General features: G+C 54.6%; 18 protein-coding genes. 3 read left to right on the forward strand and 15 right to left on the reverse strand.

What is annotated here, in order from left to right; translation table 11 throughout:
- The 5 genes from C0U40_RS19785 to C0U40_RS19805 form a co-directional block, all read right to left on the reverse strand.
- Positions 1-627: GTP-binding protein (locus C0U40_RS19785; RefSeq protein WP_145991960.1), on the reverse strand; the 627-nt coding region annotated here is incomplete at its 3' end.
- Positions 628-712: 85 nt separating this feature from the next.
- A complete protein-coding gene (fusA, locus tag C0U40_RS19790; RefSeq protein WP_101657525.1) occupies positions 713-2,830 on the reverse strand; it encodes an elongation factor G in 2,118 nt (705 codons plus the stop codon).
- Between the two features lie 15 nt (positions 2,831-2,845).
- Entirely contained in the window at positions 2,846-3,316 is a 471-nt protein-coding gene (rpsG, locus tag C0U40_RS19795; RefSeq protein WP_101657526.1) for a 30S ribosomal protein S7, read from the reverse strand.
- A 12-nt stretch (positions 3,317-3,328) separates the two neighbouring features.
- The gene (gene rpsL / locus C0U40_RS19800; protein ID WP_069301666.1) at positions 3,329-3,700 is read right to left on the reverse strand and encodes a 30S ribosomal protein S12; all 372 of its coding nucleotides are present in this window, start codon (positions 3,698-3,700) and stop codon (positions 3,329-3,331) included.
- Between the two features lie 311 nt (positions 3,701-4,011).
- Entirely contained in the window at positions 4,012-4,683 is a 672-nt protein-coding gene (locus C0U40_RS19805; RefSeq protein ID WP_101657527.1) for a nitroreductase, read from the reverse strand.
- A 164-nt stretch (positions 4,684-4,847) separates the two neighbouring features.
- Here C0U40_RS19805 and C0U40_RS19810 point away from each other — a divergent pair, with 164 nt between their 5' ends.
- Positions 4,848-5,618 carry a sterol desaturase family protein gene (locus tag C0U40_RS19810; protein ID WP_101657528.1) on the forward strand — a complete coding sequence of 257 codons (771 nt, stop codon included), beginning with the start codon at positions 4,848-4,850 and terminating at the stop codon, positions 5,616-5,618.
- Between the two features lie 80 nt (positions 5,619-5,698).
- Complete coding sequence (locus C0U40_RS19815; RefSeq protein ID WP_101657529.1) at positions 5,699-6,862, forward strand: M20 aminoacylase family protein; 1,164 nt, start codon at positions 5,699-5,701, stop codon at positions 6,860-6,862.
- Positions 6,863-6,878: 16 nt separating this feature from the next.
- Here C0U40_RS19815 and C0U40_RS19820 read toward each other — a convergent pair whose 3' ends face one another.
- Complete coding sequence (locus tag C0U40_RS19820; RefSeq protein ID WP_101657530.1) at positions 6,879-7,694, reverse strand: glycosyltransferase; 816 nt, start codon at positions 7,692-7,694, stop codon at positions 6,879-6,881.
- 125 nt (positions 7,695-7,819) lie between these two features.
- On the opposite strand from C0U40_RS19820, the gene C0U40_RS19825 reads away from it, so the two are divergent.
- Complete coding sequence (locus tag C0U40_RS19825) at positions 7,820-8,620, forward strand: glycosyltransferase (RefSeq protein ID WP_101657531.1); 801 nt, start codon at positions 7,820-7,822, stop codon at positions 8,618-8,620.
- 54 nt (positions 8,621-8,674) lie between these two features.
- Here C0U40_RS19825 and rpoC read toward each other — a convergent pair whose 3' ends face one another.
- From rpoC to secE, 9 genes are all read right to left on the reverse strand, one after another.
- A complete protein-coding gene (gene rpoC / locus C0U40_RS19830; protein WP_101657532.1) occupies positions 8,675-12,964 on the reverse strand; it encodes a DNA-directed RNA polymerase subunit beta' in 4,290 nt (1,429 codons plus the stop codon).
- Positions 12,965-13,011: 47 nt separating this feature from the next.
- On the reverse strand, positions 13,012-17,148 hold the full coding sequence (gene rpoB / locus C0U40_RS19835) for a DNA-directed RNA polymerase subunit beta (protein WP_101657533.1): 4,137 nt from the start codon (positions 17,146-17,148) through the stop codon (positions 13,012-13,014).
- A 282-nt stretch (positions 17,149-17,430) separates the two neighbouring features.
- On the reverse strand, positions 17,431-17,808 hold the full coding sequence (rplL, locus tag C0U40_RS19840; RefSeq protein WP_069301673.1) for a 50S ribosomal protein L7/L12: 378 nt from the start codon (positions 17,806-17,808) through the stop codon (positions 17,431-17,433).
- 81 nt (positions 17,809-17,889) lie between these two features.
- A complete protein-coding gene (rplJ, locus tag C0U40_RS19845) occupies positions 17,890-18,408 on the reverse strand; it encodes a 50S ribosomal protein L10 (RefSeq protein ID WP_101657534.1) in 519 nt (172 codons plus the stop codon).
- 319 nt (positions 18,409-18,727) lie between these two features.
- Positions 18,728-19,813 (reverse strand): Hint domain-containing protein, encoded by a 1,086-nt coding sequence (locus C0U40_RS19850; protein WP_101657535.1) that lies wholly within the window; start codon positions 19,811-19,813, stop codon positions 18,728-18,730.
- A 276-nt stretch (positions 19,814-20,089) separates the two neighbouring features.
- Entirely contained in the window at positions 20,090-20,788 is a 699-nt protein-coding gene (gene rplA / locus C0U40_RS19855; protein ID WP_101657536.1) for a 50S ribosomal protein L1, read from the reverse strand.
- On the reverse strand, positions 20,788-21,213 hold the full coding sequence (rplK, locus tag C0U40_RS19860) for a 50S ribosomal protein L11 (RefSeq protein WP_101657537.1): 426 nt from the start codon (positions 21,211-21,213) through the stop codon (positions 20,788-20,790). Before rplK ends, rplA begins: the two co-directional genes overlap by 1 nt.
- Positions 21,214-21,373: 160 nt before the next feature.
- Positions 21,374-21,907, reverse strand: a complete 534-nt coding sequence (nusG, locus tag C0U40_RS19865; RefSeq protein WP_101657538.1) for a transcription termination/antitermination protein NusG — start codon at positions 21,905-21,907, stop codon at positions 21,374-21,376.
- Positions 21,908-22,066: 159 nt separating this feature from the next.
- On the reverse strand, positions 22,067-22,264 hold the full coding sequence (secE, locus tag C0U40_RS19870) for a preprotein translocase subunit SecE (RefSeq protein WP_101657539.1): 198 nt from the start codon (positions 22,262-22,264) through the stop codon (positions 22,067-22,069).
- Between the last annotated feature and the right edge of the window lie 85 nt (positions 22,265-22,349).

Raw genomic sequence — 22,349 nt, forward strand, 5'->3', positions numbered from 1 at the left:
GAAAGGCTCGTCAACAGCACGTGGCGGCTGCGGGATGTATTCGTCAACAGCAGCCATCAGCTCGGCGATCTTGTCTTTGCCGATTGCGTCGTCGCGGTCTTCCAGAGCAGCCAGAGCAGAACCGGCGATGATTGGAATATCGTCACCTGGGTAGTCGTACTCGTTCAGCAGCTCGCGGATTTCCATTTCAACCAGTTCCAGCAGCTCTTCGTCGTCTACCTGGTCAACTTTGTTCATGAAAACAACCATGGACGGGATGCCAACCTGACGGCCGAGCAGGATGTGCTCGCGGGTTTGTGGCATAGGGCCGTCGGCTGCGTTCACAACCAGGATCGCGCCGTCCATCTGCGCCGCACCGGTGATCATGTTTTTCACATAGTCAGCGTGGCCCGGGCAATCAACGTGGGCGTAGTGACGGTTCTCTGTCTCATACTCAACGTGAGCAGTGGAAATGGTGATACCGCGTGCTTTTTCTTCTGGCGCGCCGTCGATCTCGTCATAGGCTTTGAAGTGATCCGAAAACTGCTTGGTAATCGCAGCCGTCAGAGTCGTCTTGCCGTGGTCAACGTGGCCGATTGTACCGATGTTACAATGCGGCTTCGTGCGTTCAAATTTCTCTTTTGCCATCTTATGGCTCCTTTTTCTCTGCGGGTGGCGGGGTAAACCCCGCCCTACGGGTTATGGTAGGGCGGGGTTCACCCCGCCGCACCGGTTAAGCGAATTTCGACTGGATCTCTTCAGAGATGTTCGACGGAACGGCTTCGTAGTGGGAGAACTGCATGGTGAAGTTCGCACGACCCGAAGACATGGACCGCAGGGTGTTGATGTAGCCGAACATGTTGGCCAGTGGAACACGTGCGTCAATCGCGATTGCGTTGCCCCGTGTGTCCTGACCCTGAACCATCCCGCGACGGGAGGTCAGATCGCCGATGATACCGCCGGTGTATTCTTCCGGAGTAATCACTTCAACTTTCATGATCGGTTCCAGCATTTTCGCGCCGGCTTTTTTCATGCCTTCGCGCATAGCCATACGACCTGCGATTTCAAACGCCATGACGCTGGAGTCAACGTCGTGGAATTTACCGTCTAACAGCTCAACTCTGAAGTCGATAACAGGGAAGCCAGCCAGTGGCCCGCTGTCCATCACAGACTCGATACCTTTTTGTACGCCAGGGATGTATTCTTTTGGAATAGCACCACCAACGATCTTGGATTCAAAGGAGAACCCTTCGCCAGGCTCGGTCGGGATGATGTTCATCTTGACCTCAGCGTACTGACCCGAACCACCCGACTGTTTCTTGTGGGTGTAGGTGATTTCAGCTTCGTGAGAAATTGTCTCACGATACGCAACCTGAGGCGCACCGATGTTCGCTTCAACCTTGAATTCACGCTTCAGACGATCAACCAGAATGTCCAGGTGAAGTTCGCCCATGCCTTTCATGATGGTCTGACCGGATTCGATGTCAGTTTCCACCCGGAAGGACGGGTCTTCAGCAGCAAGACGGGCCAGACCCTGAGACATTTTCTCTTGGTCGGCTTTGGTTTTCGGCTCAACAGCAATCTCGATCACAGGATCTGGGAATGTCATTGTTTCGAGAACCACAGGATCGTTCTGTGCACAAAGCGTATCACCGGTTGTCGTGTCTTTCAGACCCGCCAGCGCGATAATGTCGCCTGCAAACGCTTCTTCGATTTCCTCACGGTTGTTGGAGTGCATCATCATCATACGACCGACGCGCTCTTTTTTACCTTTGGTCGAGTTCAGCAGGTTGTCGCCTTTGTTCAGAACACCGGAGTAGATCCGTGTGAACGTCAAGGAACCAACGAACGGGTCGTTCATGATTTTGAACGCCAGACCGGAGAATGCCATCGAGTCATCCGCACGACGTGGGATGTTACGAATCTCTTCTTCGTCACCGGGTTTGAAGCCCATGTAATCAACAACATCCAGAGGGGATGGCAGGTAGTCGATCACAGCGTTCAGCAATGGTTGAACACCTTTGTTCTTGAAAGCAGAACCACCCAGAACAGGTACGAAAGTCAGGGACAGACAACCCTTACGGATCAGCTTGCGCAGTGTTGGCACATCTGGTTCGTTACCTTCCAGATAGGCTTCCATTGCCTCGTCGTCCATTTCGACGGCAGCTTCGATCAGCTTGTTGCGCCATTCGTCAGCCATGTCTTTGAGGCTGTCGCGGATAGGAGCTTTGATCCAGGACGCGCCCAGATCTTCACCCTGCCACAACCACTCTTCCATGGTTACGAGGTCAACCAGACCTTCGAGCTCTGTTTCAGCACCGATCGGAATGCCCACAGGAACAGCAACCGCACCTGTACGCTCTTCAATCATGTTTACACAGTTGAAGAAGTCAGCGCCGATTTTGTCCATTTTGTTCACGAAAACCATCCGTGGAACTTTATAGCGGTCAGCCTGACGCCAAACTGTTTCTGTCTGAGGCTCAACACCGGCGTTGGCGTCGAGAACACAAACAGCGCCATCAAGCACAGCAAGGGAACGTTCAACTTCAATTGTGAAGTCAACGTGGCCAGGAGTGTCGATGATGTTCAGACGGTGCTTGGGAGTGTCGGCAGTTTCGCCGTCTTCCGTACGTTCCCAGAATGTGGTTGTCGCAGCAGAAGTGATGGTAATCCCACGCTCTTGCTCTTGCTCCATCCAGTCCATAGTGGCTGCACCATCGTGCACCTCGCCGATGTTGTGGGATTTACCCGTGTAGAACAGGATACGTTCCGAACATGTGGTCTTACCCGCATCAATATGCGCCATAATCCCGAAGTTGCGGTATAGTTCCAGTGGATATTCACGTGCCATTTGACGGGCTTCCTCTTACCAGCGGTAGTGGCTGAAGGCTTTGTTAGCCTCGGCCATTTTGTGGGTGTCTTCGCGTTTCTTGACCGCGGAACCACGAGAGTTCACAGCATCCAGAAGTTCGGATGCGAGACGCTCTTCCATGGTGTTTTCGTTGCGGGCGCGGGACGCTTTGATCAACCAACGGATCGCCAGGGCCTCACGGCGCTCGGGACGAACTTCGACAGGCACCTGATAGGTGGCACCACCCACACGACGGGAGCGAACCTCCACAGCAGGTTTGATGTTGTCGAGCGCTTCGTGGAACACTTCCACAGGCGCACGTTTGGTTTTGTCTTCAACGCGACCCAGCGCGCCATAGACGATACGCTCGGCGGCAGATTTTTTGCCGTCCAGCATCAGGTTGTTCATGAACTTAGACAGAACGCGGTCGTGAAACTTGGCGTCTGGCAGGATTTCTCTTTTTTCAGCGCGATGGCGACGTGACATATCTTGTTATCCTTACTTCGGCTTCTTCGCGCCGTATTTCGAGCGACGTTGTTTACGATCTTTAACACCTTGGGTATCCAGAACACCGCGCAGGATGTGGTAACGGACACCCGGAAGGTCTTTTACACGACCGCCGCGGATCAGAACAACAGAGTGTTCCTGAAGGTTGTGGCTTTCACCAGGGATATAAGAGATGACCTCGAAACCATTTGTCAGGCGCACTTTGGCAACCTTACGCATAGCCGAGTTCGGCTTCTTAGGTGTTGTTGTGTAAACGCGTGTACATACACCACGTTTTTGCGGGCAAGACTGCAAGTGCATCGACTTGGAGCGTTTAACTTTCGGCTGGCGCGGCTTGCGGATCAGCTGTTGGATTGTTGGCATTCGGAAACTCCGTTTTACCTATTTCAAACTCGAATAGGTGCATGATCTGTCGATCAAACACCGCGAACACGGCAGCCCGCACGAGTGTGAATGGGCTACCGCGGTTAAATTCCAGAGGATCGGGGCACAGGCCCGGATCTTGACCGCCAATGTATGGCTAGAAACGATTCCCAAAGCAGACAATCGTAGCTGTGAACGCGCGTATAAGGGGAGTCGGCTAGCCTGTCAACAGGTGGGGGGGCAGGCTGGCCGGTTACAGCCTTAGTTAGCCTGCACCGGTCCACGGTGCAAGCCGAAGCAGGCGAGAGACCCTAAAATCCGACAAAGCGCGCCATGTTTTCTACGGGCCGGCGACGGGACACGACACCATTGGCTTCAAAGCTTTCGTCCGGCCAGCCAAGGGCAACGCAGGTCATGATCACCTGATCGTCCGGGATGCCTGCATGTTCGCGTACCACAGGGGATTGCATGATCCCCTGCCCGTTGATGACAGAGCCCAGTCCCTTGGACCATGCCGCCAGCACAAGCCCGTAGGTGACAGCCCCGAGATCAAAGTGGGCGATGGTGCCGTCTACCAGATCCCGATCCAGACACACCACCACAGACACAGGGGCATCAAACTGGCGGAAGCCGCGCATGACCCAGTCCTGCCGCTTTTCCTTGTCGTGGCGTTCGATCCCCATCGCCTCGAACAGTTGAATGGCGATTTCAACCTGACGGTCGCGGTGCACCCCTTCATAGGCGCCGTGATCGACGATCTCCCGCACCGGAGGCACCCCGCCGAGCATCCGTTCCGAATTGCCTTGCCGGACGGCCTCTAGCGGCTCCCCCGTCAACACGTGAAAATGCCACGGTTGCGTGTTCATTGATGACGGGGCGCGGTTGGCCAGCGCGATGATCTCCTCAAGCAGTTCGCGCTGTACCGGTTCCTTCTTGAACCCGCGAATGCTGCGCCGTCCCTGCATTGCCTGTTCCAGATCCATCGCACTTCTCCCCTTTGTGTGTCGCAGAGAGTTTTTGCGGCGCGAGACCATCCCGTCAACACAGGAGGCAATCCGGTGGCAAACTCCGTTACGTCCCTGCACCCGAGGCCTTACCGTCAAGTCACCCCTGTTCAGACACGGAATGGAGCGATAGGCTTTTGCTTATGGCCAGCATAGATCAACCCACACTATCCCCAGCCACCCGCGCCATCGGGTATCGCTTCCGGTTGCTCTATAGCCATTTCTCCATTCAGTTGATGACACTGATCCTGCTGGGCGCAATCCTATACACGGCGCTGAACTGGGAACCGGTGTTCTTGTTGTTGATCCCCGCAGGCATCGGCGGGCAGATGCTGACAGAGTATTCCATCCACCGGCATATCTTTCACCTGCCGCCGCCCCGCAATCAGCGGCTGTTTGATCTGCTCTATCTCTGTCACTACGGGCATCACGACTTTCCAACCAACACCAAACTGTTTTTCGTGCCGATCTGGTTCATGCTACCGGTTCTGGTTGCAGGCTTTCTGATCTACTGGGCAATCTTTGCCCTGCTCGGCTTTGCCAGTGCCTTACCCATGGCGGTGGCCTTTGTCTTTGTCGGCCACGTACTGACCTTTCTGGGGTATGAGTGGTATCACATGACCGCACACCTCAATATCCGCAAATTCGCGCCCGAAGTGGCCGTGACCCGCCGCCACAACATTCACCACTTCAAGGATTTCACCCGCATGTTCCATGTCAGCTACGGCGGGCAGATTATCGACCGTGCAATGGGCACCGCGATTGATCCGGACACGCGCGAGCGCCTGTCCCGCTCCGAGTTCATCCGCACCTTGGGAATGAAACCGGATGATCCCCGTCTGATCCGTGCAAGGGAACGGTTCGCGGGCAAGCTCGGCCTGACGGAACGGCAGCTACAATCTGCACGGCGTTAACCTCCGGAACCAGCCCCAAACTGCCTGTTTCACGTGAAAAGACAATCCGCTAGGCTCTTTCCAAAGCGAAAGGATTCCTTATGCCGATTATCAACCGAATTTCCGAATTTCACACCGATATGACAAAATGGCGCCGCCATTTGCACTCCATTCCCGAACTGGATTTCGACCTACCGAAGACCTCTGCTTTTGTAGCAGAGAAGCTACGCAGCTTCGGGGTGGACGAATTGCACGAAGGCATCGCGCAGACCGGCATGGTCGCCATTATTAACGGCCAGTCCGAAGGCCCCACCATCGGTCTGAGGGCCGATATGGATGCCCTGCCCCTGAGCGAGAACAAAGACCATGCGTACAAATCGACCCACGAGGGGAAGATGCACGCGTGCGGACATGACGGACATACCACTATGCTTTTGGGGGCCGCCCGCTATCTGGCCGAGACACGCAACTTCTCCGGCCGTGTCGCGCTGATCTTCCAGCCGGCTGAAGAAGGCAGCGGCGGCGGGCGGGTGATGTGCGAAGAAGGTATTATGGACCGCTTTCACATTTCTCAGGTCTATGGCATCCACAATATGCCGGGGGTCGCGGTAGGCACATTTGCACTGAACTCCGGCGCCCTGCTGGCGGCGGCCGATACGTTCACTATCAATATCAACGGATCCGGCGGCCACGGCGCACAACCGGAAAACACCAAAGACCCGCTGATCGCCGGCGTGTCACTGGTGCAGGCCCTGCAGACCATATCCTCGCGCAATCTGGGCGGTCTTGACCGTGCGGTAATCTCTGTCGGGGAATTCGTGTCGGGCACAGCCAACAACATCGTACCGGACACCGCCTATATCTGCGGAACTGTCCGTACCTTTGACAAAGAGGTACAAGCCACCATCGCCAAACGGATGCAGGCAATCTGTGACGGTATCGCGGCGACCTTTGATGTAGAGGTTAAACTGGACTTCGAATACGGCTATCCGCCCACGATCAACCACGCGGCAAATGCGGAAATGGCCGCAGAAGTGGCCCGCTCCATCGTCGGAGAGTCTCTGGTGGATGCAGAAACAAAACCGATCCTCCCCGCCGAGGATTTTGCCTATATGCTGGAAGAACGGCCGGGCGCCTATCTGTTTCTCGGGCAGGGCGACACCGCGCCGGTGCATCATCCCGACTATGACTTCAACGACGACATCGCCCCCATCGGCGCAAGTTTCTTTGCCAAGATGGTGGAAACATTGCAACCCAGAGGCTGACAGCGCGGGGCGGTTCCTACCGCCCCCAGCTTTCAAGGTCTGTGCGTTTCAGATCAAAAGCCGTGCGCAGTTGCACGTCCACTTCTGTCTTTCCTAAGAGCTTGGTCTCGCCGGTGAACTCCGGCTTACTGTCATTGTCATGGTGAATGGTGCGCAACCAGCTTGGGCAATCCACATCGGAAAACGTGGTAAAAAACGCAGGCAGTTTGCGATGGTTGCGGGAATAGATGTTTTCGTGGGCACCGGTGCGCGTGATCATGGCCGTTCCCACCGAAAGCGGCGTGCGTTCCACGGCATCGAAGATATGGTTCTTCTGCTGCCCGATCTTCAGATAGAGCCCCCGATTGAAGCTGATCACCACGGGTGCCGCATCATCCTTAACTTGTGCCAGCTTCACAGCACGGCTGCGTACCCTTTCGATAAAGCGGGTGTCGATCATATCATCGTCGTCCAGCCGGAACGAAGTAAAGTAATCCGCGCCTGTGTCCTGTAGCGCATCATAACAGGTGCGGATCGCGCGGAACTGGGGCATGAAAGGTTTGGCAACCACCTGTCCTGGCGCCCATCCGGCCACCAGATCCCGAAGCCGGTCCTTATAGTTTTGCGGCATACTTTGGGTAATCAGGAATACGATTTTGAAATCCTGATCTGTCTGGTATTTTAAGCTGCGCAGGGCAAAATCTTCAAACAAGCGAAACCGGCGTTCCATCCGTTCAGGGGCATAGATCATCGCCTCCTGATCTTCCTGACTTTCATGGCTGTGGGCAAAGCCCCCCTTGGAAATATAGGAGAAGCGCATCACGCCGACGATCTGGTTTTTATCCGCAGTCAAAATTCACCCCTTACGCAACTGGGAGTAACCTATCGCCAAAACGGCACAGATCAAATGTCTTGCAGAAACTCTTGAGTTTTTCTTCCGCCCACCCCTAGACTTGGACAGGTTTCATTGGGGAAATTATGCAAATCATCGGCATTACGCGGTTTTCTTTCGCAACTATTGGCGGCTTCCAGATCCAGCACGACACACTGGAAGACCATATCGCCTATCTCTACGGGAAACAGCGCATGGAAGAGCGGTTTGCCTATTTCGAACACCTCTGCCTGCCAGCGCTAAGGCGCCAGACCCATCCCGATTTCACCCTTGCTGTTCTGGCCTGTAGTGAAATGCCCGCGCAGTATCTGGACCGTTTAAAAGACCTGCTGGCAGATCTGCCGCAAGCGCGGCTGTTTGTGCGCCCCCCTGCCAACCACCGCGCTGTCATGGAGGAGGTCATTGGACAGTGCAAACAGGAAAACGCGGAATGGATCGCCCATTTCCGCATGGACGACGATGACGCAGTTGCGTTGAATTTCATTGAGGATGTCCACGATCTTTTCCCGCGCCTGCGGCCGATGGCAGAACTGAAGCAACAGCTCGGGCTGGATTACACCAACGGTTATGCGCTGCGCAAAGGTGCCAAAGGACTGGAGATCAACACAAGGCAAAAGGCCAACTGGACGCCCGCTCAGGTGATCTTCCTTCCGGCGAGCGATACACGGACCCATGTGCATCTGCCCCACCAGAAGCTGAACCAGCTTATCCCGACTGTCACAATGCCCCAGCCGCTGATGTTTGTGCGCACGCAGAACGGTTCTAATGATTCCGGCGATGTTTTTCCGAAGCATTTCAGCCCTATGGAAGACGAACACCGCCGCAAGCTGAAGTTCCGTTTCGGGGTGAACGTCAAAAAGTTCCGGCAGGCCATAGAGAGGCTTTAAAATGCAAAAGCCCGACCATATGGCCGGGCTTTCGCAATTCTATAAGGCTGGAAATCAGCTTGGTTGTTCGGTGCCGTCACCGCCGTCACCAAAGCCCACGCCCAGATCTTCGCCCATAACACCGTCAGCGGCGTCAGCGGCATCAAAACCGGACATGTTGTCGTCTCCGACAGGGCCGAGCAGTGCCGCAGCTTCTTCTGCTGCTGCCTTGTTTTCCTCGATAACCTTGCCATCACGATCAGACGCGATCCGTTTGATCTGATGGGTTGCCCCACCTGTACCAGCCGGGATCAGGCGCCCTACGATCACGTTCTCTTTCAGGCCGATCAGCTTATCACGTTTGCCCTGAACCGATGCTTCGGTCAGTACACGCGTGGTTTCCTGGAACGACGCAGCCGAGATGAAGGAGCGTGTTTGCAGCGATGCCTTGGTGATACCCAGAAGGATCGGACCGCCTTTGGCTGGCTCCAGACCTTTGGCTTCCGCCTTGGCATTCACTTCGTCAAACTCTGCCTTATCGACCTGCTCACCCTTCAACAGGGTGGTGCCACCGGAATGGGAGATTTCCCATTTTTGCAGCATCTGGCGCACGATCACTTCGATATGCTTATCGTTGATCTTAACACCTTGCAGACGATACACGTCCTGAACTTCGTCGATCATATAGTCAGCCAGAGCCTCGACACCCATAATGTTCAGGATGTCATGCGGCGCCGGATTGCCGTCCATGATGTATTCGCCCTTCTGGATGAAATCACCTTCCTGAACAGGAATGTGTTTCCCTTTAGGCACCATGTATTCAACCGGTTCCAGGCTTTCGTCTGCTGGCTCGATAGAAATGCGACGCTTGTTCTTGTAGTCGCGGCCGAAGCGCACGTAACCGTCGATTTCAGCGATGATCGCGTGGTCTTTCGGACGACGGGCTTCAAACAGTTCGGCAACACGCGGCAGACCACCGGTGATGTCTTTTGTTTTTGCACCTTCACGCGGGATACGCGCAACAACGTCACCGGCTTTGACATCCTGACCGTCTTCGACGGAAAGGATCGCGTCAACAGACATGGCGTAGGATACAGGGTTGCCCGCATCGTTGCGCACCGGATCGCCGTTTTCATCCATGATAATGATTTCAGGCTTCAGATCATTGCCCTTAGGCGCAGAACGCCAGTCGGTTACGATCTTCTGGCTGATACCAGTTGCGTCATCGGTTTCGTCGCGAACAGAGATACCGGCTGTCAGGTCAACAAACTTGGTTGTACCATCTTTCTCGGCGATGATCGGCAGTGTGTAGGGGTCCCATTCATAGAGCTTGTCGCCCCGTGAAACCTTATCCCCGTCCTTCACCATGATTTTTGTACCATAGCTCAGTTTGTGGGATGCACGCTCGACACCGTGTTCATCAATGATCACAATCTCTACCGTCCGGCCCATAACGATCATTTCACCGTCACGGTTCTTCAGGATGTTCGGGTTGCGCAAATCGACAGTACCGTCAACGCTGGCTTCCTGGAAGGACTGCTGACCACCCTGCGCAATACCGCCGATGTGGAACGTCCGCATCGTCAGCTGTGTACCGGGTTCACCGATAGACTGCGCAGCGATGATGCCAACGGCCTCGCCCGGGTTCACCTGAGTGCCACGTGCCAGATCGCGGCCGTAACAGGTCGCACAAATGCCGTCTTCAGCTTCACAGGTCAGCGGCGAGCGGATTTGCATGGTGTTGACGCCGGAATTCTCGATCAGGTCAGCCATACGCTCGTCGATCAGCTCACCCCGTGGGCAGATCAGCTCTTCGGTAGCCGGATTGATGATATCCTCGTTGGTCACACGGCCAAGGATGCGCTCGGACAGGGAAGCAACAACTTCACCGTCGTTTACAGCAGCCGTAGCAGTGATCCCGCGCTCGGTACCACAATCGATTTCCCGCACGATACAGTCCTGCGCAACGTCAACCAGACGCCGTGTCAGATAACCGGAGTTCGCTGTTTTCAAAGCGGTATCTGCCAGACCCTTACGGGCACCGTGGGTGGAGTTAAAGTACTCCAGAACGGTCAGACCTTCTTTAAAGTTGGAGATAATCGGCGTTTCGATGATCTCGCCGTTCGGCTTGGCCATCAGACCGCGCATACCGCCCAGCTGTTTCATCTGTGCAGGGGAACCCCGCGCACCGGAGTGCGCCATCATGTAAACGCTGTTCGGTTCCTCTTCGGCACCGGCATCGTCCACTTTCATGGCAGAGATATCGCCCATCATGGCATCCGCAACCGCGTCGGAACACTTGGACCAGCTGTCGACAACTTTGTTGTACTTCTCGCCCTGAGTGATCAGACCGTCGAGGTACTGTTGTTCGAATTCCTTCACCTGATCACGGGTGTCGTTCACGATCGCCCATTTGCTGTCAGGGATAACCATGTCGTCCTTGCCGAAGGAAATACCGGCCTTGAACGCTTCACGGAAACCAAGGGTCATGATCTGGTCACAGAAGATTACCGATTCCTTCTGACCGCAATAACGGTAGACGGTATCAATCACCTCACCCACTTCTTTCTTCCGCAGCAGACGGTTGACGATGTCAAACGGTGCTTTGGCGTTCAGAGGCAGCAGAGCACCCAGACGGACACGGCCAGGAGTGGTTTCATAGCGTACAAAGATGGTGTTACCTTCTTCGTCCACCTGCTCCATCCGGCAGTTGATCTTGGTGTGCAGGTGCACAATGCCCGCGTCCAGCGCGTGGTTCACTTCCTGCTCGGACGCAAAGGTCATGCCCTGACCTTTCATGCCCTCGCGTTCCATGGTGATGTAGTAAAGACCCAAAATCATGTCCTGCGAAGGAACGATGATCGGCTTACCGTTGGCCGGCGACAGAACGTTGTTTGTGGACATCATCAGAACACGCGCTTCCAGCTGGGCCTCAAGGCTCAGAGGAACGTGAACCGCCATTTGGTCGCCGTCAAAGTCGGCGTTAAACGCGGAACAGACCAGCGGGTGAAGCTGAATGGCTTTACCTTCGATCAGCGTGGGTTCGAATGCCTGAATGCCAAGACGGTGCAGCGTTGGCGCACGGTTCAGCAGAACAGGGTGTTCACGGATCACTTCGTCCAGAATATCCCAAACCTCGGGGCGTTCTTTTTCGACGATCTTTTTGGCTTGCTTGACTGTGCTGGACAGACCTTTGGCCTCTAGACGGGAGTAGATGAACGGTTTGAACAGCTCCAGCGCCATCTTCTTGGGAAGACCACATTGGTGCAGTTTCAGTTCCGGACCTGTCACAATCACCGAACGACCGGAGAAGTCGACCCGTTTCCCCAAAAGGTTCTGACGGAAACGGCCCTGCTTACCTTTCAGCATGTCGGACAGGGATTTCAGCGGGCGCTTGTTGGCACCGGTGATCACCCGACCACGACGGCCGTTGTCAAACAACGCGTCCACAGATTCCTGCAGCATCCGCTTTTCGTTACGCACGATAATATCAGGCGCACGCAGTTCGATCAGACGTTTCAGACGGTTGTTCCGGTTGATCACACGACGGTAAAGGTCGTTCAGATCGGAAGTGGCAAAGCGGCCACCATCCAGCGGCACCAGCGGGCGCAGCTCTGGCGGGATCACAGGGATCACGGTCAGGATCATCCATTCCGGACGGTTGCCGGATTCCAGGAAGGATTCCACAACTTTCAGGCGTTTGATGATCTTCTTCGGCTTCAGTTCACCAGTTGCTTCGGCCAGATCAGCACGCAGCTGTTCGGCTTCTGCTTCCAGATCGATGTTAGCCAGCATTTCACGAATGGCTTCCGCACCGATACCTGCGTTGAACGCGTCTTCGCCATAGACATCTTGCGCGTCCATGAACTCTTCTTCGTTCATCATCTGACCGTAGTTGAGGTCAGTCAGGCCCGGCTCGATCACAACGTATTGTTCAAAATACAGAACACGCTCCAGCTCGCGCAGGGTCATGTCCAGCATCAGACCGATGCGGGATGGCAGGGATTTCAGGAACCAGATGTGCGCAACAGGTGCTGCCAGTTCAATGTGGCCCATACGCTCACGACGTACTTTTTGAAGCGTAACTTCAACACCACATTTCTCACAGGTCACACCGCGGTATTTCATCCGCTTGTATTTGCCGCACAGACATTCATAGTCCTTGATCGGGCCAAAAATCCGCGCACAGAACAGGCCGTCCCGTTCTGGCTTGAAGGTCCGGTAGTTGATTGTCTCGGGCTTTTTGATCTCACCGTAGGACCAGCTCAGGATCCGCTCTGGCGAGGCCAGAGAGATCTTGATTTCGTCAAAGGTTCGAGGCGCCTGGACGGGGTTAAACGGGTTGTTCGTGATTTCTTGGTTCATTTTTTGATCCTAATCTCGATTTCCAAAGGGAGTAAGGCGCGGGCGCCTTACTCTGTCTCCGCGTCCAGCAGCTCGACATTCAAGCCAAGCGAGCGGATCTCTTTCACGAGAACGTTGAACGATTCCGGAATACCGGCCTCGAAATTGTCCTCGCCTTTGACGATGGCTTCATAAACCTTGGTCCGGCCTGCAACGTCATCCGATTTCACCGTCAGCATTTCCTGCAGGGTGTAAGCGGCGCCGTAGGCTTCCAGTGCCCAGACTTCCATCTCACCGAAGCGCTGACCACCGAACTGCGCCTTACCACCCAGCGGCTGCTGTGTGACGAGCGAGTATGGGCCAGTCGAACGGGCGTGGATTTTGTCGTCCACAAGGTGATGCAGCTTTAGCAGGTATTTCACGCCGACAGTTACAGGGCGGGCGAATTGCTCACCTGTGCGACCGTCAAACACGATGGACTGACCGGAGGTTTCGAAACCGGCACGGGTCAGCGCGTCGTTAACGTCAGCCTCTTTGGCCCCATCAAATACCGGCGTTGCAATTGGAACACCGTTGGTCACGTTACCAGCCGCTTCGAGGAACTCTGTCTCGGTCATGTCTTCGATGACTTCGGCATAGAGATCTTCGCCATAAGCGGTTTTCATCGCGTCCCGAACAGGGGTCATATCCCCGGTGCGGCGATAGTCGCGCAGGGCTTCGGAAATGCTCTGACCCAAGCCGCGTGCGGCCCAACCCATGTGCGTTTCCAGAATCTGACCAACGTTCATCCGCGAAGGCACACCCAGCGGGTTCAGACAGAAGTCAACCGGCGTACCATCGGCAAGGAACGGCATGTCCTCGATCGGAACAACGCGGGAGATAACCCCTTTGTTGCCGTGACGGCCGGCCATTTTATCACCCGGTTGCAGCTTGCGCTTCACCGCAATGAAGACTTTGACCATCTTCATCACACCCGGTGGCAGATCATCGCCGCGACGGACTTTTTCCACCTTGTCTTCGAACCGTGCTTCCAGAGCCTTCTTCTGCACTTCGTATTGTGCATTGAGGGCTTCAACCTCGGCAGCTTCCTTGTCGTCGGACAGGGCCAGTTGCCACCATTGGCCACGGCTCAGGCTTTCCAGCAGTTCTGCATCAATGGTCGAACCGGCTTTGACACCCTTTGGACCTTTGACAGCAACCTTTCCCTCAACCATGGAACGCAGACGCGCATAGATGTTACGGTCAAGGATGACCATCTCATCGTCGCGGTCGCGGCTCAGGCGTTCGACTTCTTCACGCTCGATTTGCAGCGCACGTTCGTCTTTTTCAACGCCGTGACGGTTGAACACACGAACTTCTACAACAGTACCGTAGTCCCCCGGTGGCAGACGCAGGGAGGTATCCCGAACATCGGACGCTTTCTCACCAAAGATGGCACGCAGAAGTTTTTCTTCCGGCGTCATCGGGCTTTCGCCTTTTGGTGTGATCTTACCAACCAGAATATCCGCAGGACCAACCTCGGCACCGATGTAAACGATACCGGCTTCGTCCAGATTGCGCAGGGCTTCTTCACCTACGTTCGGAATATCACGGGTGATTTCCTCTGGGCCAAGCTTCGTATCACGGGCCGCCACTTCGAATTCCTCGATGTGGATAGATGTGAACACGTCATCCTTCACGATCCGTTCGGAGATCAGAATGGAGTCCTCATAGTTGTAGCCGTTCCAAGGCATAAACGCGACGAGGATGTTCTTACCCAGTGCCAGTTCCCCCAGATCGGTGGAAGGACCATCGGCAATAACTTCGCCACCGGAAACCTTGTCACCCACCTTCACCAACGGTCGCTGGTTGATACAGGTGTTCTGGTTCGAGCGCTGGAACTTGCGCAGACGGTAGATATCCACGCCCGGATCGCCCGGTTCCAGATTCTCAGTGGCACGTACAACGATACGCATCGCGTCAACCTGGTCGATGATACCACCACGGCGAGCCGTGATCGCAGCACCGGAATCCCGTGCAACAACTTCTTCGATACCTGTTCCCACGTAAGGCGCTTCGGCCTTAACCAGAGGAACAGCCTGACGTTGCATGTTCGAACCCATCAATGCGCGGTTGGCGTCATCGTTTTCAAGGAACGGGATCAGCGAGGCCGCAACAGACACCAGCTGTTTTGGCGAAACGTCGATATAGTCGATGTTGGACGGCTGTGTCAGCATGTATTCACCGGCCTGACGGGAAGACGCCAGATCGTTGGTGAACCGGCCTTCTTCGTCAAGCTGCGCGTTGGCCTGCGCCACAGTATAGCGCATTTCCTCGGTCGCGGACATGTACTGCACTTCATCCGTCACCTTGGAGTCCGTCACTTTACGGTAAGGCGTTTCAATGAAGCCGTATTTGTTCACACGGGCAAAAGACGCCAGCGAGTTGATCAGACCAATGTTCGGACCTTCCGGCGTTTCAATCGGACACATACGACCGTAGTGTGTCGGATGCACGTCGCGCACTTCAAAGCCGGCACGTTCGCGGGTCAGACCCCCAGGCCCAAGCGCAGACAGGCGGCGCTTGTGTGTCACTTCGGACAGCGGGTTGGTTTGGTCCATGAACTGGGACAGCTGGGAAGAGCCGAAGAATTCACGTACAGCCGCAGCAGCCGGTTTCGCGTTGATCAGGTCTTGCGGCATAATCGTGTCGATTTCGACAGAGGACATACGTTCCTTGATCGCACGTTCCATGCGCAGCAGGCCAACACGGTACTGGTTTTCCATCAGTTCGCCAACGGAACGCACACGACGGTTGCCAAGGTGGTCGATATCGTCGATGTCGCCCTTGCCGTCGCGCAGGTCAACCAGCGCCTTGATGACGGCGATGATGTCTTCCTTGCGCAGCGTGCGCTGGGTGTCTTCCGCATCCAGTTGCAGACGCATGTTCATCTTAACACGGCCAACAGCGGACAGGTCGTAACGCTCGGAATCAAAGAACAGCGTGTCAAACAGCGCAGAGGCTGCTTCAACGGTCGGTGGCTCACCCGGACGCATGACGCGGTAGATGTCCATCAGCGCTGTGTCACGGTGGTGGTTCTTGTCCACAGCCATGGTTGTGCGGATGTACGGACCAACGTTGACGTTGTCGATGTCCAGAGTCGGTACATCGGTCACACCGTTTTCCAGCAGAAGCTGGATGGTGCCGCCGTTGATTTCGCCATCTTTGTCATATTCCAGCGTCAACTCGTCACCGGCTTCGACCCAAATCTCGCCGGTTTCTTCGTTGATGATGTCTTTGGCTGCAAAACGGCCAGCCAGATGCTCGAACGGGACGAGGATTTCGGAAACCTTGCCCTCGTCTTTCAGCTTCTTAACGGTGCGCGGAGTGACCTTCTTGCCAGCTTCGGCAATCACTTCGCCGGAATCAGCGTCTACAATGTCGTAAGACGGTTTGGTGCCGCGGATCCGGTCCGGGAAGAATTTGGTTGCCCAACCCTTCTGCCCTTTGACCAGACGGAAGTTCACCGTGTCATAATACGCATCACAGATGCCTTCCTGATCCAGACCCAGCGCGTACAGCAGGGTTGTCACAGGCAGTTTGCGGCGACGGTCGATCCGTGCGTAAACCACATCTTTGGCATCAAATTCAAAGTCCAGCCACGACCCGCGGTAAGGGATGATCCGCGAAGCAAACAGCAGTTTACCGGAAGAGTGGGTTTTACCCTTGTCGTGGTCAAAGAACACACCGGGGGAGCGGTGCATCTGGGAAACGATCACCCGCTCTGTGCCGTTCACAACGAACGTCCCGTTTTGTGTCATCAAAGGCATGTCGCCCATGAACACGTCTTGTTCCTTGATATCCTTGACGGATTTCGCGCCTGTATCCTCGTCGATATCAAACACGATCAGACGCAGTGTCACTTTCAAAGGCGCACTGTAGGTCATGTCCCGCTGCTGACATTCCTCAACATCGTATTTCGGACGTTCCAGTTCGTATTTCACGAACTCCAGAATGGCGGTTTCGTTGAAATCCTTGATCGGGAAAACCGACTGGAATACGCCTTGGATACCTTCACCATCAGTGTGGGTTTCCTGATCGCCGGAGCGCAGGAAAAGATCGTAAGAGCTTTTCTGCACTTCGATGAGGTTTGGCATATCCAAAACTTCACGAATTTTGCCATAGTATTTACGGATACGTTTAAAGCCAGAATGGGTCTGAGCCATGCGCGTCGTCACCTTATCATATGTCCACCAGTCACAATCGTTGGGCACCGATTGATCATGATCCCATCAACACGAGATAATTCCATTCTTGCGAGAGTTCCCAAACCTTCGCACCCGAATTAATCCCGCGTCTTTCAAGAGGTCTGGGGATCAGGCCCCTTGAAAGACGCGTCGTCGATTGTCCGTTTTCGGCATTCACCTGCTACAGACGTGAGCGGCTGAACCCGCAAATTTGCGGATCCAGCCATGTTTTCAAACCGCCGAACCGAAGTTCGGGCCGAATTACTTGAGTTCGATCTCAGCGCCAGCTGCTTCCAGCTTGGTTTTGATTTCTTCAGCTTCAGCTTTGGTTGCGCCTTCTTTGACAGCTTTGCCGCCAGCTTCAACCAGGTCTTTTGCTTCTTTGAGGCCCAGGCCAGTGATGGCGCGAACTTCTTTGATGACGTTGATTTTCTTGTCACCAGCAGATTTCAGGATGACGTCAAACTCGTCTTTTTCCTCAGCAGCAGCGCCACCAGCGTCTGCAGCACCGGCAACCATTACAGCGCCACCAGCAGCAGGCTCGATGCCGTACTCGTCTTTCAGGAGAGTTTTCAGTTCTTGTGCTTCCAGCAGGGTCAGACCTACAATGCTTTCAGCGAGTGCTTTGATATCAGCCATTTGATATTTCCGTTTCCGTTAGATTGTGTTTTCCGGTGTGGTTTACGTATTGTCCCACCGGCCTCACATTTGCAGTTATTGTTATGCAGCCTCTGCCTTTTCCTCGATCGTCGAGAGGATACTCGCGATGTTGGAGGCAGGCGCGCCAATCGCACCAGCGATATTGGAAGCAGGTGCCCCGATACAACCAACGATGGAAGCAATAAGCTCCTCGCGGGATGGCATCGCAGCAACGGCTTTCACACCGGCAACGTCCAGAAGGTTATCTCCCATAGACCCGCCAAGAATTACGAGCTTGTCGTTTTCCTTAGCGAAGGCTTCTGTGGCTTTCGCCGCAGCAACCGGATCTTCGGAGTATGCAAAAACGGTCATACCTGACAGCAGGTCTTTGACGCCTTCACATGGGGTGCCCTCAAGAGCGATTTTGGCGAGCTTGTTTTTGGCAACACGTACAGAACCACCGACTTCACGCATGCGCGCACGGTAGTCTTGCATTTCTGCAACTGTAAGACCGACATAGTGGGATACGACCACTACACCAGAGTCCGTGAAGATTTGGCCGAGTTCACCGACCACTGCTTCTTTTTGGGCTCTATCCACAGTATTGCTCCAAATTATGGAGAGCTTGCGCCCTCCGGCTCGTTTTCACCAGATCTGCCGAGGCATCTCTGGCACTTAGGGTCCTTAATTACGGTTCCCTCCCAAAACGCCCGAGGCTTCCACCACGTGCTTTTGTTCGTTCACCGTCTCAGGCAAGAAATTAAGCAGGAAACCTGCACTCACCGTCTTGGACGAAAGCAGAAAAAGCGCACGACGAATCGCACGCTTCACTGCGTTGCCTTACCTAACCGCCCTGAGCCCGATTGCCAAGCCCCCAACGGCGGGAATACGCCGAATGGTTAAAATCCGTGCGCAATGATCAGGCCGCATGGAGTGCTTTGTTATTTTTAACATGCCGCGCGATCAGTTGCTTCCTGTTGGCGCCCTCAAGAATAGGACGGGCGGGTATTCCGGCTGTCATCATCAAGTCCGGAAACAGGGACGTTATCTCGCTCACGCTGTCTTGTCCTATCGAATATAGCGCCTGCTCCCCCGTCATCAAGGACTCTGTCGGCATGCCGTTCGCATAGATCACTTCGTGGCGATCCAGCAGAAGGTGATAATATGTCACGACTTCCCCCGCCGCCCCCAAGGAAACACCTTCAAGATCCAGCAGGAATTTGGCTGCCACAAATGCTTCGGAGACGCCGGTAATACGTCGTGTAATACGCGAACGGGCCAGAATTCTGTGCTGCTGGGAAACCACCAGCTCCTGAGCTGGCAAATTGATCCCCAGAGCCCCCGCACGAATGTGCACGGGGCGCAATCCGTCCTTGGCAACACAGTGTGTTGTTCCGATCCAGCGGATCGGTTGAAATCCGTGATCCTGCGTCTTGACCAGATCGCCCACAGCCAGTTCCTGAATAGCCCTCGGGCCTTTCTGTGTGCTGATCATCATACCCGTCGTGAAACACGTCACGAAATCCGCAGATTCACGGTTCGCAGTCAGACCGAGATAACGGTTACCAGCAAGGCTATCGAGCGTGAGGGACCGGATCGGCGCAGCTTCCAGAACAGCCTGATCAGCGTTCGCGGTAAATTCCGGGGCCAGATATGTATTGCCATCTGTATCCTGAAAAACCACAGCTGTGATCTGGGCAGTGCTGCCATCAACATAGGTCACTGTGGCATTGTAAACTGCCGAAGCATCAAAAGTCTGATCCGGACCGCCATCTATGCGGAAGGTTTCGGAAGGGTCATTCGCCTGATCATAAGCTGTAGCAACCCCGCCCGACGATCCTGTGGAGCCGGGGGAAAATTCCTTCACCTGATTGGCAAGTGCATCACCTTCCGACCCGAACGTCAGCCCGACGAGTTCGTCGGCATCTTCTGCCGTATAGTTGCCTTCCCGCGTATCGATATCCGCAAGCTGTCCCAAATAGAGAACATTGAATACTTCTGCCATCGTCTTTCTTTCCCGTGCCAAGCCCGCCACAGGATGCGATGTAGAGTATTAAAGTTAATTGAAAACCACCCTAACCGGAAAAAATTAGCGCGCGTAAAGTTAACAATAGATGAATCCACGGAAAACCCCACGCAACCCATTGGGATCAGTATGTTTTTCTCGCTCAGATTTAAACGGAGGGTTTTAATAAAATCACTTTAGATGACGCGAGGTCATGTGATTTTGGGGTGTCAGGGGCGGTTTCAAACGACCGCCCCTGACGAAATTCAATGCGGCTTAGTCAGCCAGCGCACCTGCAACATCAACAGAAACACCCGGGCCCATTGTAGAGCTGAGGTTGATCCGTTTCATGTACGCGCCTTTGGAACCGGCAGGTTTGGCTTTCTGAACAGCGGAAACAAACGCTTTTACGTTCTCAACCAGCTGCTTTTCGTCGAAAGAGGCTTTGCCAACGCCAGCGTGTACAACACCGGCTTTTTCAACTTTGAACTGGACTTCACCGCCTTTGGCAGCTTCCACAGCGGATTTAACATCCATAGTCACTGTGCCAACTTTCGGGTTTGGCATCAGGTTGCGCGGGCCAAGCACCTTACCCAGACGACCAACGATAGGCATCATGTCCGGGGTCGCGATGCAGCGATCAAATTCGATCTTGCCGCTTTGGATGGTTTCCATCAGGTCTTCTGCACCAACGATGTCTGCGCCGGCAGCTTGTGCTTCTTCTGCTTTCGGACCACGGGCAAATACAGCAACGCGTACTGTTTTACCTGTGCCGTTCGGCAGGGTCACAACGCCACGAACCATCTGGTCGGCGTGACGTGGGTCAACACCAAGGTTCAGAGCGATTTCAACGGTTTCGTCGAATTTGGCTGTAGCGTTGTTTTTAACCAGGGATACGGCTTCTTCTACAGAAACGTTTTCCTTGCCAGCGAATGCCTCACGAGCGGCAGTAGTTCTTTTACCGTACTTAGCCATTACTTCACCTCGATGCCCATAGAACGGGCGGAGCCCAGAATGATCTTCATCGCAGCTTCGATGTCGTTCGCGTTCAGGTCTTTCATTTTCGCTTCAGCGATTTCTTTAACCTGTGCAACGGACACGGAACCTACAGTCTCGCGACCAGGCAGTTTCGCACCGGACTTCAGTTTCGCAGCCTTGCGCAGGTAGTAGGACGCAGGCGGAGTCTTGATGTCCATAGTGAAGGATTTGTCGACGTAATAAGTAATCACGGTCGGGCATGGCGCACCTGGCTCCATGTCGGCTGTCTTCGCGTTGAACGCTTTACAGAATTCCATGATGTTGATGCCCCGTTGACCCAGTGCAGGGCCCACAGGTGGGGATGGGTTGGCTTGACCAGCTTTAACTTGCAGCTTCATCGTGCCAGCGACTTTTTTAGCCATTACGGCCTCCTTTGTCATCGGTGGACTTGCGCCCACCCTACAAGCAGTGACGCGTCACTGCTCTTTGGTTAGCGTGGTGCGGATCCTTGCGCGCGCGCAGATCACCTCCCACAAATGAACGGGCCTTCACCCGCAAGGCAGGGTCTCCCCTGCCGCCCACTCAGGTTTGTTTGGAAACCTGTGTGTATTCCAGTTCGACCGGTGTTGCGCGGCCGAAAATCGAAACAGTTACCTTCAGACGAGAGTTCTCTTCGTCCACATCTTCCACCATACCGGCGAAGCCTTCGAACGGGCCGTCTGTTACATTCACGTTTTCGCCAACCTCGAAAGAGATCAGGGTCCGCGGACGTTCCGCGCCTTCCTCAACCTGATTCAGGATGGCAGCAACCTCGCGGTCGCGCATCGGGCTCGGTTTGCCGGGCTGCCCCAGAAAGCCTGTGACGCGGTTGATATTGTTGATCAGGTGATACCCCTTTTCGGACATCTCCATGCGCACCAAAACGTAACCCGGCATAAAGCGGCGTTCGGTCGGAACCTTTTTGCCACGGCGCACTTCGATCACTTCTTCGGTCGGGACGAGAACCTCAACGATTTCGTCCTCAAGCCCTTCCTGAGCCACCGCTTCTCTGATCGCTTCGGCAATCTTTTTCTCAAAATTTGAGAGCACAGAAACCGAATACCAACGTAACGCCATTTCGCCTGACACCTTTGCCACGGCGGGACATCCCGCCAGAATTCATTAAAATACAGATGCTTTCACATCCCGAACCCGACAGAAAAAGGGCGCACAATCCGAATCTATGCACGCCATTTCAGTTGGGATGGGGCCATCTACCCCGTCGCAGCCTTTAATTCAAGCCGCCAATGACAGAATAGTGGTCAGGATCAACTGGGTGATCTGGTCCACGCCAAAGAAAAACAGGGCGAACAGAAAGGCCATAACAAAGACCATGCCGGTTGTAATCATCGTTTCACGACGGGTTGGCCAGACGATTTTCGCCACTTCGGCCCGAACCTGCTGTGCAAACTGCATCGGATTTGTAACAGCCATGTCCGGCTCCTCTTTTACATGCAAGTGTGCAGATACGCCGGAACACTACAAAGTTCAAGGGGCCCTGTGCACCTGTGATGTGTTT

Origin of the sequence: Neptunicoccus cionae, assembly GCF_002860325.1 — a bacterium.
Lineage (GTDB): Bacteria > Pseudomonadota > Alphaproteobacteria > Rhodobacterales > Rhodobacteraceae > Amylibacter > Amylibacter lutimaris.

What these genes read in the sequence shown, in the direction of transcription:
- fusA (WP_101657525.1), bottom strand. Translation starts at nt 2,830, where the DNA reads ATGGCACGTGAATATCCACTGGAACTATACCGCAACTTCGGGATTATG.
- rpsG (WP_101657526.1), bottom strand. Translation starts at nt 3,316, where the DNA reads ATGTCACGTCGCCATCGCGCTGAAAAAAGAGAAATCCTGCCAGACGCC.
- rpsL (WP_069301666.1), bottom strand. Translation starts at nt 3,700, where the DNA reads ATGCCAACAATCCAACAGCTGATCCGCAAGCCGCGCCAGCCGAAAGTT.
- C0U40_RS19805 (WP_101657527.1), bottom strand. Translation starts at nt 4,683, where the DNA reads ATGGATCTGGAACAGGCAATGCAGGGACGGCGCAGCATTCGCGGGTTC.
- C0U40_RS19810 (WP_101657528.1), top strand. Translation starts at nt 4,848, where the DNA reads ATGGCCAGCATAGATCAACCCACACTATCCCCAGCCACCCGCGCCATC.
- C0U40_RS19815 (WP_101657529.1), top strand. Translation starts at nt 5,699, where the DNA reads ATGCCGATTATCAACCGAATTTCCGAATTTCACACCGATATGACAAAA.
- C0U40_RS19825 (WP_101657531.1), top strand. Translation starts at nt 7,820, where the DNA reads ATGCAAATCATCGGCATTACGCGGTTTTCTTTCGCAACTATTGGCGGC.
- rpoC (WP_101657532.1), bottom strand. Translation starts at nt 12,964, where the DNA reads ATGAACCAAGAAATCACGAACAACCCGTTTAACCCCGTCCAGGCGCCT.
- rpoB (WP_101657533.1), bottom strand. Translation starts at nt 17,148, where the DNA reads ATGGCTCAGACCCATTCTGGCTTTAAACGTATCCGTAAATACTATGGC.
- rplL (WP_069301673.1), bottom strand. Translation starts at nt 17,808, where the DNA reads ATGGCTGATATCAAAGCACTCGCTGAAAGCATTGTAGGTCTGACCCTG.
- C0U40_RS19850 (WP_101657535.1), bottom strand. Translation starts at nt 19,813, where the DNA reads ATGGCAGAAGTATTCAATGTTCTCTATTTGGGACAGCTTGCGGATATC.
- rplA (WP_101657536.1), bottom strand. Translation starts at nt 20,788, where the DNA reads ATGGCTAAGTACGGTAAAAGAACTACTGCCGCTCGTGAGGCATTCGCT.
- rplK (WP_101657537.1), bottom strand. Translation starts at nt 21,213, where the DNA reads ATGGCTAAAAAAGTCGCTGGCACGATGAAGCTGCAAGTTAAAGCTGGT.
- nusG (WP_101657538.1), bottom strand. Translation starts at nt 21,907, where the DNA reads ATGGCGTTACGTTGGTATTCGGTTTCTGTGCTCTCAAATTTTGAGAAA.
- secE (WP_101657539.1), bottom strand. Translation starts at nt 22,264, where the DNA reads ATGGCTGTTACAAATCCGATGCAGTTTGCACAGCAGGTTCGGGCCGAA.